The sequence below is a fragment of the Streptomyces sp. 1-11 genome, assembly GCF_007176755.1.
Taxonomy (GTDB): Bacteria; Actinomycetota; Actinomycetes; order Streptomycetales; family Streptomycetaceae; genus Streptomyces.
This window is the reverse complement of sequence record NZ_BJTV01000008.1, coordinates 162,616-177,990: the sequence shown is the minus strand read 5'-3', so window position 1 is coordinate 177,990 and position 15,375 is coordinate 162,616. Positions and strand designations below refer to the sequence as shown.

The window sequence follows — 15,375 nt, the reverse complement described above, 5'->3', positions numbered from 1 at the left end:
GACCAGCTCACCGAGTCAGTGAAGAAGCGGCTGAAGCGGATACAGTACCGCCCCGCCTCATCGAGGGCCTCGTCGCTGAGACCGGGCTCGATCTCCAACCGCCGTAACTGCAACCTTCACAGATCTCCTAGAAGTAGGAGGCCACCAGGTCGCGGTCCACCGTGATGGTGTCGCGATCCAGTGCGGGCAGTCCCAGGCGGTCACAAATCAGCTGGGTCAGCTGCTCCTCGTAGGTCTCGTTTTGGTGGTCCAGTCCGGCCGCCGTAATGAGGGGGGCCATCTTGTTGGGCCAGTATTCTCCGACGTACTCGGGATCCTCGTAGTCGATGCAGGACGATATCTGGCCGTCCTTGTAGTGGTACGCCTTGGGCCCGTGGGCCTTGGCAACGCACGGGTTGGGAACGAACACCATCAGCTCAGCGCCCTGGGGGCATAGCTTGCGGTAGTCGATCTCGTCGTAGTCGTCGCGGTTGAACATGTGGTGCACGATCACGCCCCAGTCGCCGGGTACCGTGTCGTTGCCGTAGGCGAACGGCGGCCGTTGCTGCGCGGACAGGCCTTCGGCCATGGCGGCCAGGCTGGTTCCCTTGAAGTAGACCAGGACGGTTTCGTCTTCCCGGTACCGTTCTTCTCCCACCCACGCTATGACGCCGCAGTCAATCCAACTTGTCATGCCCAGCAACATATATGGCGCCACTGATACAACAGCTTCCAGAGTCGCCAATCGACGCCAACACCCACCGCCGACCCCGCGCCGTCGGGACGTAGCGGACGTCGTCGGGATACTGCCGTCATGGCCGTCACTCAGCAGCTTGCCCGCATTTCGGCGCAGTATCTCGCCTCGTGCCGCCAGTCAGCCGATGCATCGCCGGATGCAGATCCTCTCTGGGATCCGCCTTCCGCGGATGTCCTCGATCTGGACTGGGCGCCGTCCCTGCTCGAACGGGTCTGTGAGCTGGGAGGTCTCGACGACGTCCATCGCCATGCTCTCCGACAGGCTCTCGACGGTGACACCGCCATCGACCTCGCCTTCCTCAACACGCATCCGCATGCCATTGGACCCTTCGGGCCAGACCCCACGGCTCTCTCCCCGGCTCAAGTGGCTCGCGTCGCGGAACTACTCGGACAGATCGACTTTCCGGCTCTCCTGGCCGCCTTGCCGCCAGACGAGGCACAGGCCGCCTCCTTGATCGGCAACGGCGCGAACAAGATCGTCGGCGGCCCAAAGACATACCTGGTGAAGCACTTCAATGCCATGCGCGAGTTCTACCGCGGTGCATCCCAACGGCAGCTTCTCGTCGTGCTCTGGTGGGACTGACGCGGACGGCCTCACCATTGGCACCACGTCAGCAGCTGGGGAATCACGTGAGCTTCTGCCTGCGGGACTGCACGAGCGTCCCGGTGGCCCCACGCCGGCACCCCAATGGTGCCCGGAGCGGTGCCACTGCCATACCGGCTCTCCCTTGAGGCGGTACCAGCCACGTCACCCCGTTCGCCCGGGGCGCCTCGTGGTCCGGGTGTCCGGTCCACCTCTTCAACTGTTCGGCGTCGTGTCGCCGACAGGCCGCAGAGCCATGTCGCCCTCAAGGCCGAAGCTGACGTAGATCACTAGTTTTCTACCGGAACGACTTGCATCATCCAATCAGGGCGAGGGGGAGACGACCGTTTCCGGCCTCCCTTCCGGAACGGATCCGGTGGAGGCGAGAACGCGGGGCAGCTTCACGCCCACCAGTGTGCCTGGGGCCAGCAGGTGCGCGGGGCCGCCCGTCAGCCGGGTGCGGGGCAGCGGCTCGGCATGCTCCCCTGCCGGGTCTCGCCTACTGCTCTGGTCGGCTGGGCGCTGCTGCGGCGGGCGACCTGCAGGCCGGGCTGCGGCCACTGGGGCCGTGCCGCGTGACGCGCCGCGGTCCCGCAGCCCAACTGGCTCCGGTAGCCGATTCACTTCTCGCATGTTCCGGTGCCGCCAGAGCCGGACAGCACCACGGTGCCGCCGCCTGCTGACACGGCCACTGGCTATCTACGTTTGAGGAATCCTCACATCCACCTGCTCCGCGATGAATCCGGTCTCATCGACGGCAAGACGCACTACGTCGGCTTGAAGGGCATGCCGGTTGACGGAGCACTGGAGCTGGATGCGTGGGCTGATGCAATCAACGTCTCCGCGACCGCGCAGAGTTGTCACATTCACATAGCGGACTTCAAGAAGGAGGACAAGCTACCGGCGTACCTCGACTAGGGCTGGGCCGGGTCAGCCGATCCGACGCGAGCATGGCGACGCCGGCCGGCCGACAGCACCCGCAGCGTGGGCCTGTCGGTGCGGGGCCAGCTCATCGGGTTCAGGCTGAGCGGCTGGAGGCCCCGGTCCTCAGCCGTCAAGCCGCCGTCGCGACCCGCCGAAACGCGTCGACGTACCGTGGGCCGCACTCTGCCGGCCGGGTACGACGCCGCCCGACGGGCGCGCCCCCGAAGCAGTTGTCTGGCGTGGTGAGCTCATGGTCAGCTCGCCGCCTTCTTCGGCCGGGCCAGGGCCGACTTTCGGCGCTGCTGCAGGACACTGCGGTAGGCGGCTGCCCTGCGCGACAAGGCACACCCACTCGCCGCGGCAGCCGTCGACACCTTCCAGCACGAACACGCCGCCTTCACCTCGCCGCTCTCCGGCCTGCCGAACTGCCCTGCTGACCCCGCACGTCATCGGGATGACCAAAGACGCCATGGCCACAGCGGCCACCCAGTGTGCGGACCACATAGCGGCCCTCCTGACCGGCCGCCCAAACGGCGTGCCGGTGGCCACCATCTGGCCCTCCAACGCTTTTAGTGTTTTGCCGGGTGGAAATCCGCCATACCCGCACCCTCGGGTTCCACAAGGCCACCGTCCTATCGTTGGCCGATGCGCGCGCACCCCATTGACCGTCCAGCCGATCTCGACGTCGTCCGTGACTCCTATGACCAGGTGGCCGACAACTACGCCCACATGGTGGTGACAACGCGCATGGGCGACATCCGTCGCCATCCCTGGCTCAAGGCGTCGATCGACGCCTTCGCCGACACCGTGGGCGGGCTCGGGCCCGTCCTCGACGTCGGCTGCGGCCCCGGCACGGTGACCGGCTACCTCGCCGAACGCGGACTCGACGTATCCGGGGTCGACCTCTCCCCCCGCATGATCGAGAACGCACGCCGTCTCCACCCGCAATGCCGCTTCAGCGTCGCCTCCGCCACCGAGCTCGACCTCGCCGAAGCCTCCCTCGGCGGCCTGCTCGGCTGGTGGTCACTGTTCAACCTCCCCCGCCATGTCCTTCCCCAGGTTCTCGCCCTTTTTGCATACGCACTGAAGCCCGGCGGGCACCTCATCGCCGGCACACACGTCGGCGACGAGGACGTGACACGCACCGAGGCATACGGAGGAGTCCCCGTTCGCTGGACCACGCACAAGTGGCGGCCGGAGCAGCTCGTGGAACTGATCGAACAGGCCGGACTACAGCCCGTCGCCGACCTCCGGCTCCCCGCGGATGAATGGAGCGGACCAGGCGTGATCATCATGGCCAAACGCCCCTCCTGAGAACCATCTGAGCAGCCCAGCACGACGCCACCTCCGGCCATCGCCCCAGTTCGGCCGGTCGCGATCAGCGACGTACCAAGCGAAGCGGACGCCGCCGAAACTGCCGGACGTTCCTCGTCTCCACGGGCACGCCTCACCGTGTGCGGGCCGGAGACACGAACTCTCCGGCCCGCGGTCAGGCAGGTGGTGGAACAACCGTACGGCTCTGCGGTCAGGCGCAGTCGGGGACGCCGTCGATCTTGTGTCCGCCCTGGATGTAGATGTTGCTGACCCATCCACCGGGGACGGATCCGTTCGGGTCGAGGAAGGTCCACCAGTCGTTCGTGGTCCCCTCGGCGGTGACCGACTGCCCCTGCTTCTGGCAGGTGGCCTGACCGGAGACCTTGGTGACGCGGCCCAGCAGGCGGCAGCTGGTGGACGGGTAGTTCCAGCAGTTGTTGGCCGACTCGTAAGCACGGACGGCCACGTTGGTCCCCCACACGTACACCGCCACGGTGGCCGCGGAACGGGACGTCGCGGGTGCTACGGACGCGGTGGGCGTGGGCACCGGGGCCGCGCTCGCGGAGCCTGCCGGGATCACGACACCCACGACGGACGCGGCTGAGACGGCGGCAGCGGCCAGGGAGATTTTCTTGAGACGCATGGTGCTCCTAGGTCAGTGACTGATGCAAGGAGGTCACGTGCGAAGAGCGATGAGCAGGTCGCGCATTGATGCGCAAGTATGCGAATCGTAAAGCCAGTGCGGATTCAACTGACAGAGTGGACGAAAACGTTGACCCGATTCCGCCCGTCCGGCGGCGTCAGCGCTGGTAGACGCCGCATATGTCCCGCGCCGTGGCTGAGAGACAAACACCATCCATATCCGTCGCACCGCGCCGACGCGCATACCGGCGTGGCCCCGTCGCCGTCCGCTCCCCCGGGTGCCTTGCTCCGATCGTCGTGGGCAGAGCCGGCGGACTCGTCCGGTGGCCCCGCTCGTCGCCGTCCAGGCCCTGCTGGAGGACCACCCTCTTTCGAAGGTCCTGACGTCGATGCCAGGGGTCGGTGCCAGGACCGGAGCCCGGATCCTCATCGAGGTCGGCGACGGCAGCAACTTCCCGACCACAGGCCACCTCGCCGCCTACGCCGGTCTCGCCCCGGCGACCCGCAGCTCGAGCTCATCGATCCGCGGCGAACAGCCGTCCAGGAGAGGAAACAAGCAGCTCAGACGGATCTTCTTCCTCTCCGCATTCGCCGCTCCGGGCGACCCGGTCTTCCAGGCCTACTACGACAAGAAGATCACCCAGGGCAAGCACCACATCCAGGCCCCTGCTCTGCCTCGCCCGACGCCGGACCGACGTCCTCTTCGTCATGCTCCGCGACGGAACCTTCTACGAATTGCGCCTGGCCGCAACAGTCAGCTGACCTGTGGCGTTGCCAGCAATACCACCTCGTCGGACTCCACATCGAACCCAAGCACCGGGTGGCTTCGCTCCCAGTCACCCTCGGACGTCAACACCACTGGCCTGCCCAGTCGACGCCCGATCGCACGAAGAAACCAACACAGCACGTCGAGCCGCGCCTGTCCCTGCAACTCCCGCAGATCCACGTCAAAACCGATCTCGTCAGCCGACTCCAACCGAAAGATCGCCAACACATCCGGCACCGGCCAGACCCGCACATCCGCGCACTCGGCATCAGCAGGCCTCGACAACACCTCTCTCCTCCCCGCTGTGTCCGGACACGGCACCGGCCATCGGAGTGACCATCGCGTACACCGAACACCACCGTGGAGCACGTTGCTCACCGCGGTGGCGTAGCGGACCAGGCGCCCCGGACCCGCCCGCCGGCTGGTCCCGCCCGCCAGCCTTTCCTATTCGCCTTCGATGGGGCGCAGAGCGCCGGGGTCACCGAACACGATCAGGGTGTCACCGGCCCGCACGGCGGTCTCCGGATCGGGGTTGGGCTCCAGGGCGCCGTCGGCGCGGCGGATCAGCAGCGGGAGCGCTCCCCCACAGGCCTGTCGCAGAGGCCGTCCCACGAGGCGGGAGTCGGCATCGACGCGAATCTCCTCGATCCGGCAGTCGGAGCTGCCGACCCGGGTGAACTCCAGGAAGTCCACCACGTGCGGGCGGACCGCCAGCAGAGCCATGCGTCGGCCGCTGGTGGTGTAGGGAGAGACCACGCTGCTCGCGCCGGCGTGGGTGAGCCGTTCGGCCGACGCCGCCTCCGAGGCGCGGGAGACGATGGCGAGAGCGGGATTGAGGGAGTGCGCGATCAGGGTGATGTAGACGTTCTCGGCGTCGGAGTCGACCGCGCAGACCAGGCCGCGGGCGTGATGGATGCCCGCGCGGCGCAGTACCGGCTCGGAGGCGGCGTTGCCGATCAGATAAGGCGCACGGTCGCGCTGCAGCCTGTCCTCCAGGTCGGCCTTGGCCTCGATCACCACGAATGGGATGCCCTCGGCCTGGAATTCGCGGGCCACAGCCTGGCCGACCCGCCCGTAGGCGCAGACGATGAAATGGTTGCGCAGCGCGTCGATGCGATGCTGCATGCGCCGCTTCCTTCCTGCCGGCCCGAATCGTCCCTCCACCAGTGCCGTTCCGATCAGCCCCAGAGCCGCGACGAAGACCGCGACGCCCACCACGGCCAGCACGGCGGTGAAGAGCTTGCCGCTCTCGGTGAGCCGGTCGGCGCCGGAGAACCCCTCCGTGGTCAGCGTCATCACCGTCATGTAGACGGCGTCCGGCAGGGAGAACCCGTACAGGGCATACCCGCCGACGCCACATGCGAGCAGCGCGAGGAGGGCGAACGCCACCAGGAGAACCCGCTGCCCTACACCGCTTGGCGACCGCACAGGCCCTCCTGCCACTCACCCCTTTCCCCAGTGTCCTCGCCGGGCACCTGGCGGCAACACGGCATGGGCGGATTCACGTGTCGGCGGGCAGGACGGCAAGTGCGTCGATCTCGACGCGGAACGCCGGGTGGACGAGTCCGGCGACCTTCACCAGGGAGCAGGCCGGCGGACGGCCCGGGTCCAGATACTCGTCGCGGATCAGGCGGAAGGCGTCCAGGTCGGCCAGGTCGGTGAGATACACGGTCAGCTTGACCACATCTTGGAGGCGGGCCCCCGCGGCATGGAGTGCCGTGGCGAGGTTCACGAAGACCTGCCGGATCTGAGCGGCGGGATCGGAATCGCCTACGATTGCGCCTTCGGTGTCCAGGGGTACCTGGCCGGAGACCGCGACCATGGGACCGGTGAACGCCACCGCGTGGCTGTAGCCGTTGACGGGTGGACTGCCGGGCGGACGGACGAAATGCTGCACGGGGACTCCAGCGTGGTGGTCGCGACGGGTGCGGTGGGGCAGCGGCCGGCGCGGCGCTTCGGGTGATCGGCGCCGCGGTCGGTCAGAGCAGGGACGAGGGTACCGAGCACGGCCAGGGCGGTCAGCGCGAATACCTACGGGTAGCCGGTCGCGGCCCGGACGAAGACCTCGAATCGGAAGCGAACCTGCCGACGCCGCCGGCGTGGCCGCTCCCGCCGACGCCACCGGCGTGGCCGCTCCCGCCGACGCCACCGGCGTGGCCACTCCCGCCGACGCAGGGCCGGGGTCGCGCGCAGACCTGGCGAACGGAACTGACGGTGCGTCGTGGTCCGCGGCTACTCCCGGACGGTCTGCTTGCCGCAATGGTGCGCGACGGTCTCGGCGAAGGCGCGGGCCAGCGGGGAGAGGGCGTCCCAGCGGCGTACGGCCCAGCCCGCGGTCAGGGCGGGGAGTGCGGGGATGGGGATCAGTCGGAGGTCCGGGTGTCCGGGACTGCTCCAGGCGGGCAGGGCCGGGACGACGGCGAGGCCCAGCCCCAGTTCGGCCAGCAGGATCGCGGTGTCCCAGTCGGTGACGCTGGTGTCGAAGACCGGCCGGATGCCGGATTCCGCGAGCCAGGCGCCCAGTTGCAGGCGGGAGGTGGAGTTCTGCGGGAGCCCGATGAGACGGGCGTCCTGGAGGTCGGCCGGTTCCACGCGGGCCTTGGCTGCGAGCGGATCGGATGCCGAGACGGCGAGCGCCCAGGGGAGTTCGGCGACGGGGCGTTGCTCGATGGCGCGGTCTGTGGGCCCCAGGGTGATCCAGGCGAGGTCGGCGCGGCCGGCGGCGAGGGCGTCGAAGCAGCCGCGGCTGGAGGTCTCGGTCTGGAACTGGAGGCTGGCGCGGGGAAAGCGCCGCCGGAAGTCGACGACGGCCGCGGACATGAAGTGCCGGACGGTCGTGGCTCCCGTCGTGACCCGTACCGATCCGCCTTCCGCACGCGCGGCCTCCTCGAGCCGGCGCAGTGCGTGGTCGATGCCGCCCAGGCCCTCGGTGACCGCTGCGTTCAGGATGTGCCCGGCCGGCGTGGGCACCACGCCTCGGGTGTGCCGTTCCAGCAGGCTCAGGCCCAACTCCCGTTCGAGCCTCTTCACGTGCTGGCTGACCGCGGACTGCGTGCAGGAGAGGTCACGGGCCGCCGCGCTCAGGGAACCGGCCCGGCAGACCGCGGTGAAGACACGGAGATCGTCGAGAGTCACGAGGACCCAAGGTATCGCTTGGGTCACTGACAGCAAACCCGTTGATTGACTTGGATCGGGGCGGCGCTTGATCATTGCTGCAGGGCCCAGGGCGGCAACCCGCCTGTCGCTCACCTGATCCGGACGCGGTGCGGGGAGTGCCTGGCGGGTGCCGACCCGCGTCGCGCCGAGGGGGAGGCACCACGGTCCACGCGCTCCTCCTCACGTCGACTGCCGTCGGCCCTTCTCCCGGCTCAATAGGTCTCCCCAGGACGACAGGAGCTCAGATGAAGACAAGCCCGCTGACGGTGGCCGTACTCGGACCGGGTGGTGTCGGAGGCCTGATCGGTGCGCTCCTCGCCCGTGACGGTCACCGCGTCATTTGCCTGGCCCGTGAGACGACCGCCGCCGCACTGAGCCGGGGCGGCCTGCGCGTCGAGAGCGCTCAGTACGGGGACTTCACCGCGGCGGTCGAGGCGGACACACAGCTGCGGGAGGCGGTGGACGCCGTCTTCGTGACGGTCAAGCAGACCTCCCTGGACGAGGCACTCGACCGCCTCCCGGCCTCCGCCCTCGGCGACTCGGTCGTGATCCCGCTGCTCAACGGCCTCGACCACGTCGCCCTGCTACGCGATCGCTACCCCTCGGCCGAGGTCGTCGCCGGCACGATCAGGGTCGAGGCCACTCGCACCGCACCGGCCCGCATCCACCACACCAGCCCCTTCACCAACCTCGAACTGGCCGCGCCCCTCGACGAGTTCGCGGATCGTCTGCGGCACGCCGGTCTCGGCGTGACCCTGCGGACCGATGAGACGGCTATGCTCTGGGACAAGCTCGCCTTCCTCGCCCCGTTCGCCCTGCTGACCACCCAGCACCGCGCGGACGTCGGAACCGTTCGCGGCGACCGGCGCCCGGAGCTGCTCGCCGTGCTCGACGAGATCACCGCCGTGGCCCGGGCCGCCGGCGCACGGGTGACGACCGAGACCGTGCTCTCGTTCTTCGACCGCGTCCCGGACACCATGAGGTCCTCGATGCAGCGTGACGCCGCGGCCGGACGCCCGCTCGAAGTCGACGCCATCGGCGGAGCGGTCCTCCGCGCCGGGGCCGCCCACCAGGTCGAGACCCCGGTCACGGCCCGACTGGTGGCAGACGTCGCACGCCTGACGAACCCGGAGGCCTGAACCTGATGCGGCGAACCATCCCGTCCGACGGCGGATCACCGGGAAGCGACCGCGACCCTGCGGCGGCGTGGCCCGCTGTGCAGGACCTCCTGCGCGCCCGGGGCGCGGGCGAGACGGAGCATCCCGGCGGCACGCTCCTCAACCACCTGAACCGCGTCGCAGGTCTGCTGGCCGAATGGGGCGCCGATCCGGACGTGCAGGCCGCCGGGCTGTCTCACGCGATGTACGGGACCGACGGATTCGACCACGCCCTGATGGGCACCGATGAGCGCGCGCTTCTCGCCGAGTTGATCGGCGAACGGGCCGAGGCACTGGTCCACCTCTACGCGAGCTGTGACCGCGCGGTCGTGTATCCCCGGTTGGGGAACGGGACACCGGTGGTCTTCCGCGACCGCTTCACCGGCCGTGAGCACACCCCGTCGCCGCCGGACGTGCGTGCCTTCGCCGAGATCACCGCGGCCAACGAACTCGACGTGCTGGCGCACGACTCCGACCTCGCTGACCGCTACGGTGCCGCCCTGCACGGGGTGTTCACCCGCTCGCGGGACCTGCTCTCCGCCGCGGCACGGGAGGCCTGCGAACGGCAGTTGGGCCGGTACTCCCTCGAACCGGGGCCGATCCGGATCACCGGCCTGGACCACCTGGTGCTGACCGTCGCCGACATCGAACAGACCGTCGACTTCTACCAACGCGTCCTGGGGATGCGCCCGGTCACCTTCGGGGAGGGACGCCGTGCACTGGCCTTCGGCACCAGCAAGATCAACCTCCACGAGGCCGGCCGCGAACTCCTCCCGCACGCCACGCACCCCACCCCCGGCAGCGCGGACCTGTGCCTGGTCACCGACGTCCCGCAGGAGCAGGTTCTGGCCCGTCTGACCGCCTGCGGAGTGCCCGTGCTGGAAGGCCCCGTACCGCGCACCGGCGCCCAAGGACCCGTCACCAGCACCTACCTGCGCGATCCGGACGGCAACCTGGTCGAGATCAGCACCTACGCCCCTGGTCCGGCGGCCGGACCGGACCCGTCCACCGAAACGACGTCCGCTCCTCCCGACGCACCGCAGACGTCTCAGATGCCGAACGGGGCGGCGTAGCGCACGGTTCCGGCGGGCAGGGGGCTGCCGGCGTCCAGAGCGAGAGCCATCACCGCGTCGTCGGGTACGTCGATCGTCAGCCGGATGCCGTGGGCGGAGGCGCGGGTGAAGCCGAAGCGCGGGTAGTACGCCGGGTGCCCGAGGACGACGACGTGGCGCTCGCCCAGCGCTCCGGCCGCCCGCAGGGCGGCGCGCACGGCCGCCGATCCGGCGCCGGTGCGCTGGTGTTCGGGACGTACGGCTACGGGGCCCAGGCACAGGGCGGGGACGTCGCCGATGTGGCACCGGATCAGCAGCGCGTGGCCGACCGGTACGCCGTCCGCCCCGGTGCTGACGAGGGACAGCCCTTCGATCCGGGCGGGGTCGGCCCGCAGGGCGTCGACGAGGTCGGCCTCCAGCGGGGTGGCGAAGGCGGCCAGGTGGATCTCCCGGACGGCCTCGGCGTCCGCGGCGGTCTCGGGGCGGGTGGTCCAGGTGTCGGGCATGGCCGGTGTCTTTCCGTTCCGCGCGGGGCCGGCACGCGGACGGCCCCGCTCGCCCGGGCGGGGGCGAGCGGGTGGGGGTTCCGCGCGGGAGGCGCGGAACCCCGGGAGCCGGCACGTGCGGTCAGTAGGTGTGCAGGGTCAGACCGTACCGGCCCAGGATCTCGTTGACGGGCTGGAACCAGGTCTCGCCGCCGCTGGAGCAGTTCCCCCAGCCGCCGGAGGTGACGCCCTGCGCCTGGTCGCCGGTGATGAAGGAGCCGCCCGAGTCGCCGGGTTCGGCGCAGGCGCTGGTCTTGGTGAGCTGGTGCACCGCGCCCTGGCTGTAGTTGACGGTCTCGTTCAGGGCCAGCACCGTGCCGCAGTGCCAGTGCGAGGTGGAGCCGGAGCGGCAGACCGAGGAGCCCACGGGCGCCACGGCCGAGCCGCGGACGAGCTGGTCGGGCACCGTGCCCCAGCCGAGCACCACCGGCACCGTCCACCAGCCGCTGCCCACGCTGACCCAGGCGTAGTCGTTGTCCGGGAACGAGGAGCCCTGGAAGGTCCCGATGTAGGAGCCGTCCCAGCCGCTCACCCCGGCACCGGGCTGCCCGCAGTGCCCGGCGGTGACGAAACCGCCGTACACCGAGAAGCCGATGGAGCAGCGGACGTTGCCGGTGTAGTACGGGTCGCCGCCCACCGTGCCGGCGGACAGGGTCCGCGGCGCGGCCGAGGTCTCCACGGTGACGGGCCCGGTGCGGCGGGCCTGTGACAGGAAGCGCCGGACATCGTTGTCGGACCGCTCGCCGCGGACGACCTCGACGACGACCGTGCCGGCCCGCGGATCGACGTGCCAGCCACTGACGCCCGAGGGCGCGGTCAGCCGGTCGATGCGCGCCTTGGCCGCGTCCAGTTGCCGGGCGCTGTGCTCGGCGGTGCGAACGGTGGCCCCGGACCGCTCGATCGCCCGGCGTGTGGCGGCCGGGGCGTCCTTGGTGAGGGCCACGGTCAGGCGTCCGCTGGGGGCGTCGAACCAGGAGCCCGCGTAGGCGGTGCCGGCCGTGCGGCGGGCGCCTGGGTCGAGGGCGGCGGCGCTCTTCTCGGCCGCGAGCCGGGCCACCGCCTGGGTCCGGGTCAGGCCGAGGTCCCGTTGCATGGCGGTCACGAGCCCGTCGGCGGCGGGCTCGGCGGATCGGGTGGAGGCGGCGGGTCCGGCGGCGGAGCCGGTCGCCGATGCGGGGAAGGTGCCGGCCGCGCTCAGTCCGCCGAGGACGAGGAGTGCGGCCAGGGCGGCGTGCGCGAGTCCGTTGCGTCTCATGGGGGTTGCCCTTCGTCGTTCCAGGGGTGGGGGTGGAACAGCCGATGACTGAGAGCGCTCTCATGCGTGGCGGGGCAGAGCCTAGCGGCGCGTGAGCGTCAGGTCCATGCCAATGCACGGTTCAATCCAACGATGTAAGCCCCCCGGCCGCCGGACCGCCGGTCGGGTGACGGCCCAACGGGTGAAGTCCGCCGGGCGCCCGGCCCGCCACCGCGCGTCCGCACCGGGCCCCGGGCACCCGCCGTCACGGGGTGCTCCCGCCCCCGCCATGACCGGCGGTGTCCGTCAACTCCACGGCGCCGTACGAGGGTCCGGGACGGGCGGGGCCGGCTGGGCCGGGATAAGAGGAGAGGCATGAGAAAGTCCCGAATAGCGCCCTGGGCGGTGTCCCTCCTCCTCGCGGCCGCCTGCACCCTCGCCGGTCCCGTGGCCACGGCCGCGGCACCCGGCATCGCGGCCACGGGCTACGTGGCCCTCGGCGACTCCTACTCGGCGGGGGTCGGCGCCGGCAGCTACCTCACCGCCGTACCGCGCTGCCTGCGCAGCAACCTCTCCTTCCCCGCGCTGTGGGCCGCGGCCCACTCCCCCTCGTCGTTCAGCTTCAGCGCCTGCGACGGCGCCAAGACCGGGGACGTGCTGAAGAACCAGCTCGGTCCGCTCGGGCCGCGCACCGGCCTCGTCACCCTCACGGCGGGCGGCCGGGACGCGGGCTTCACCAGCGTGATGGCGGTCTGCGTACTGGGCGGCAACGGCATGTGCCGGTCCGCGGTGGCCAAGGCCCGCACCGCCATGGACGCGACGCTGCCGGGCGACCTCGACCGTCTCTACTCGGCCATCCGCGGCAAGGCGCCCGCCGCCCGCGTCGTGGTGCTCGGCTACCCACGCCTGTACCAGTTGAACGGCAGCTGCTCCGGCGGGCTGCCGGACGCCGAGCGGTCCGCGCTCAACGACGCCTCGGACCATCTCAACGCGATGCTGGCCGCACGCGCCGCCGCCCACGGGTTCACCTTCGTCGACGTGCGCAAGGCCTTCGCCGGCCACGAGATCTGCTCGGCCGAACCCTGGCTGCACAGCGTGGACTGGCTGGACCTCGGCGAGTCCTACCACCCGACGGCGAGCGGGCAGTCCCTCGGCTATCTCCCCCTGCTCACCGCGGCGTTGTGAGGCGTGGCGCCCGGGCCCGCCGCGGTGCCCGGCACGGGCGGCGCTCACCTGCCGGCCGTCGCCTTGCGCCGCGCCAGCTCGAACTCCTGGACGGGGTCGCCGCCCGCCTGCCAGGGCCAGGCGGCGACCGTGCCGTCGAGCGCCTCGAAGACCGCGCGGGCCTCCATCCGCCGGTCGGCGGCCAGCAGCGCGTAGGCGAGCAGGTTGAGATCGGCCGGGGCCGCGGCGTGGTTCAGGAACCCCGGCCGCGCCCAGTTGTGCGCGACGCGGTCGAGGGCCTGCGCCCCCATCGCCTGCGACCAGTGGTTGCGCGCCACCAGCGCCTCGAACCCGCCCCGGTCCAGCACGGCGTGGTACTGCCGTACCTGGGCGGTGAGTTCCGTCGCCGCGCAGGGGGCGTTCGCGGGCATGCGGGCCCGCAGGGTGTCCACGAACTCCAACACCTGGACGCGGGATCCGGCCTCCTCCGGGCTGAGGTGGCCCAGCATGCTCAGGTAGGCCTCGCGGTTCCAGCGGTCACGCGCGATCACCTCGTTCCACACGCCGAACACCCGTGGCCGCGCCCAGCGTTCCACGCGGGCCACGGCCAGCAGGACGACCCACGGAGTGGGGTCCCGCGGCGCCAGTTCGGCCGCCCGCAGACAGCTCCGCACGACACCGTCCGCGTCCGGCAGGCCCCCTTGCGTACGGGCGTGGGCGACCTCGGTCCAGGCGTGCAGGACGAGCGCGTCGGCGTCGCGCGGCTCACGCGCGGCCCAGGACCGCGCCAGGTGCGAACCGGCCAGGAAGCCGGCCAGCACGCCCATGCGGTGCGTCCTGCGGTCCCAGTCGTCCGGCTTCTGGGCCAGCAGCCGGGAGAGCTGTGCGACGCACAGGTCCGTCGTCGCGATCGTTCCGGTCCTCGTGGTCGCCAGCAGGGACTTCAGCAGCCGGCCCAGCTCCTGGTCGCCGAGTTCCGGCGCCAGGCGTGCCCCTCTGCGGCGACGCGATAGAAAAGCCATGGCCGGAGGCTAGAGGGGCACGGGTATTACGCAAGGTGTACGCCGGGATCGTTATCCGTCACCTGCCGGTTGCCCGTCCCGTGGAGTGGAACCCGGTCGGCATGAGCAAGACCGCACTGATCGTCATCGACATGATCAACACCTATGACCACAAGGACGCCGATCTGCTGCTCCCCTCGGTGACGTCCGTCGTGCCCGTGCTGACCGACCTCCTCGGACGCGCCCGGCACGACGAGGTACCGGTGATCTACGTGAACGACAACTTCGGCGAATGGCGCTCCCACCACGGTGAGCTGCTAGAGCACGCGCTGGCCGGGCCGCACGCGGAGCTGGTGGAGCCGCTGAAGCCCGACCGGAGCTCCCTGTTCGTGCTCAAGGCCCGCCACTCGATCTTCTTCGAGACTCCGCTGACGTACCTGCTGCACCAGCAGGGGATCGGCCGGCTCGTGCTGTCCGGGCAGGTCACCGAGCAGTGCGTGCTCTACTCCGCGCTGGACGCCCACATCCGGCACCTCGACGTCGTGATCCCCCGGGACGCGGTGGCGCACATCCACGAGGACCTGGCGGACGCGGCGCTGCGCATGATGGAGCGGAACATGGGGGCCCAGGTGTGCGACAGCGGGCGCCTCTGGGCCTGACCCCGTCCATCGCCATGCCCGCCGATCGGCACGGCCCCCTCGGCCAGGCACTCCTGCGCTTCGGACACGGACGCGGGCAGACGCAGCAGCACGGTGGCCGATCTGCCTTCCCGGGGACGATTCGACGGCCGGCGAAGCGGCTACCGGTGTTCCCGCTGCTCGCTGCTCCCGGGCCGCGCGCGCCGGCACGGCGGAGTCCGCCCGGCCGGGCGGGGGCGCGTACAGGGCTCACACGGGCACGGGCGCACCACCTGCACGGGCGCCGACGGCTCTGCGGGGGCGCGCCGGGGACGGCCGGTCGGGTGATCCGCCGCACGCCCCGGGACCGCCACAAGGCCGGTGAATCACGGCATCTCGTTCATTCGCACCAAACATCGCACAGGGTGCGAAGTGGCAGCCTCACCGTGATCGACCGAAACTGAACTCTGGCGGTTCGTGATCAG

16 protein-coding genes and 2 pseudogenes are annotated in these 15,375 nt (G+C 70.6%); 8 read left to right on the top strand and 10 right to left on the bottom strand.

Features of this window, described 5'->3' with window-relative positions; all coding sequences use genetic code 11:
• Positions 1-127 precede the first annotated feature (127 nt).
• Positions 128-673, bottom strand: coding sequence for a hypothetical protein (locus tag TNCT1_RS19110; protein ID WP_235902722.1), 546 nt, complete (start codon positions 671-673; stop codon positions 128-130).
• Positions 674-793: 120 nt separating this feature from the next.
• On the opposite strand from TNCT1_RS19110, the gene TNCT1_RS19105 reads away from it, so the two are divergent.
• The 3 genes from TNCT1_RS19105 (at position 794) to TNCT1_RS19090 (ending at position 3,556) form a co-directional block, all read left to right on the top strand.
• Complete coding sequence (locus TNCT1_RS19105) at positions 794-1,318, top strand: DUF1877 family protein (RefSeq protein ID WP_143633653.1); 525 nt, start codon at positions 794-796, stop codon at positions 1,316-1,318.
• Between the two features lie 639 nt (positions 1,319-1,957).
• A complete protein-coding gene (locus tag TNCT1_RS19100) occupies positions 1,958-2,236 on the top strand; it encodes a hypothetical protein (protein WP_143633650.1) in 279 nt (92 codons plus the stop codon).
• 651 nt (positions 2,237-2,887) lie between these two features.
• On the top strand, positions 2,888-3,556 hold the full coding sequence (locus TNCT1_RS19090) for a trans-aconitate 2-methyltransferase (protein WP_143633646.1): 669 nt from the start codon (positions 2,888-2,890) through the stop codon (positions 3,554-3,556).
• A 211-nt stretch (positions 3,557-3,767) separates the two neighbouring features.
• Here TNCT1_RS19090 and TNCT1_RS19085 read toward each other — a convergent pair whose 3' ends face one another.
• Positions 3,768-4,199: a peptidase M23 gene (locus TNCT1_RS19085; protein ID WP_143633642.1), complete on the bottom strand. Its 432-nt coding sequence runs from the start codon at positions 4,197-4,199 to the stop codon at positions 3,768-3,770.
• A gap of 340 nt (positions 4,200-4,539) precedes the next feature.
• On the opposite strand from TNCT1_RS19085, the pseudogene TNCT1_RS19080 reads away from it, so the two are divergent.
• Positions 4,540-4,960: pseudogene (locus TNCT1_RS19080) on the top strand (transposase); the annotation flags it as partial.
• On the opposite strand, the gene TNCT1_RS19075 reads toward TNCT1_RS19080, so the two are convergent.
• The 4 genes from TNCT1_RS19075 to TNCT1_RS19060 all read right to left on the bottom strand — a co-directional run bounded on the left by TNCT1_RS19075 (position 4,953) and on the right by TNCT1_RS19060 (position 8,099).
• On the bottom strand, positions 4,953-5,252 hold the full coding sequence (locus tag TNCT1_RS19075; RefSeq protein WP_174266350.1) for a hypothetical protein: 300 nt from the start codon (positions 5,250-5,252) through the stop codon (positions 4,953-4,955). The pseudogene TNCT1_RS19080 and the gene TNCT1_RS19075 sit on opposite strands and share 8 nt — an antisense overlap.
• Before the next feature lie 156 nt (positions 5,253-5,408).
• Entirely contained in the window at positions 5,409-6,353 is a 945-nt protein-coding gene (locus TNCT1_RS19070; RefSeq protein WP_160160407.1) for a TrkA family potassium uptake protein, read from the bottom strand.
• A gap of 112 nt (positions 6,354-6,465) precedes the next feature.
• Complete coding sequence (locus TNCT1_RS19065; protein ID WP_143633636.1) at positions 6,466-6,861, bottom strand: RidA family protein; 396 nt, start codon at positions 6,859-6,861, stop codon at positions 6,466-6,468.
• 335 nt (positions 6,862-7,196) lie between these two features.
• Positions 7,197-8,099 (bottom strand): LysR family transcriptional regulator, encoded by a 903-nt coding sequence (locus tag TNCT1_RS19060; protein WP_143633634.1) that lies wholly within the window; start codon positions 8,097-8,099, stop codon positions 7,197-7,199.
• A gap of 266 nt (positions 8,100-8,365) precedes the next feature.
• Here TNCT1_RS19060 and TNCT1_RS19055 point away from each other — a divergent pair, with 266 nt between their 5' ends.
• Together TNCT1_RS19055 and TNCT1_RS36345 are read left to right on the top strand one after the other, a co-directional pair.
• Positions 8,366-9,259: a ketopantoate reductase family protein gene (locus TNCT1_RS19055; RefSeq protein WP_143633632.1), complete on the top strand. Its 894-nt coding sequence runs from the start codon at positions 8,366-8,368 to the stop codon at positions 9,257-9,259.
• A gap of 77 nt (positions 9,260-9,336) precedes the next feature.
• Positions 9,337-10,350: a VOC family protein gene (locus TNCT1_RS36345; protein ID WP_235902720.1), complete on the top strand. Its 1,014-nt coding sequence runs from the start codon at positions 9,337-9,339 to the stop codon at positions 10,348-10,350.
• On the opposite strand, the gene TNCT1_RS19040 is transcribed toward TNCT1_RS36345, so the two are convergent.
• Both TNCT1_RS19040 and TNCT1_RS19035 read right to left on the bottom strand, forming a co-directional pair.
• Positions 10,326-10,835 carry a GNAT family N-acetyltransferase gene (locus tag TNCT1_RS19040; RefSeq protein WP_143633630.1) on the bottom strand — a complete coding sequence of 170 codons (510 nt, stop codon included), beginning with the start codon at positions 10,833-10,835 and terminating at the stop codon, positions 10,326-10,328. The genes TNCT1_RS36345 and TNCT1_RS19040 overlap by 25 nt on opposite strands.
• Before the next feature lie 121 nt (positions 10,836-10,956).
• Entirely contained in the window at positions 10,957-12,129 is a 1,173-nt protein-coding gene (locus TNCT1_RS19035; protein ID WP_143633628.1) for a S1 family peptidase, read from the bottom strand.
• A 354-nt stretch (positions 12,130-12,483) separates the two neighbouring features.
• Here TNCT1_RS19035 and TNCT1_RS19030 point away from each other — a divergent pair, with 354 nt between their 5' ends.
• Entirely contained in the window at positions 12,484-13,293 is an 810-nt protein-coding gene (locus tag TNCT1_RS19030) for an SGNH/GDSL hydrolase family protein (RefSeq protein WP_143633626.1), read from the top strand.
• A 44-nt stretch (positions 13,294-13,337) separates the two neighbouring features.
• Here TNCT1_RS19030 and TNCT1_RS19025 read toward each other — a convergent pair whose 3' ends face one another.
• Positions 13,338-14,294, bottom strand: a complete 957-nt coding sequence (locus TNCT1_RS19025; protein ID WP_143633624.1) for a hypothetical protein — start codon at positions 14,292-14,294, stop codon at positions 13,338-13,340.
• A gap of 101 nt (positions 14,295-14,395) precedes the next feature.
• Between TNCT1_RS19025 and TNCT1_RS19020 the strand changes: the two genes are divergently transcribed.
• The gene (locus TNCT1_RS19020) at positions 14,396-14,932 is read left to right on the top strand and encodes a cysteine hydrolase family protein (RefSeq protein WP_143633622.1); all 537 of its coding nucleotides are present in this window, start codon (positions 14,396-14,398) and stop codon (positions 14,930-14,932) included.
• Between the two features lie 17 nt (positions 14,933-14,949).
• Here TNCT1_RS19020 and TNCT1_RS36340 read toward each other — a convergent pair.
• Positions 14,950-15,024, bottom strand: a pseudogene (locus TNCT1_RS36340) (FAD dependent dehydrogenase); the annotation flags it as partial.
• Between the last annotated feature and the right edge of the window lie 351 nt (positions 15,025-15,375).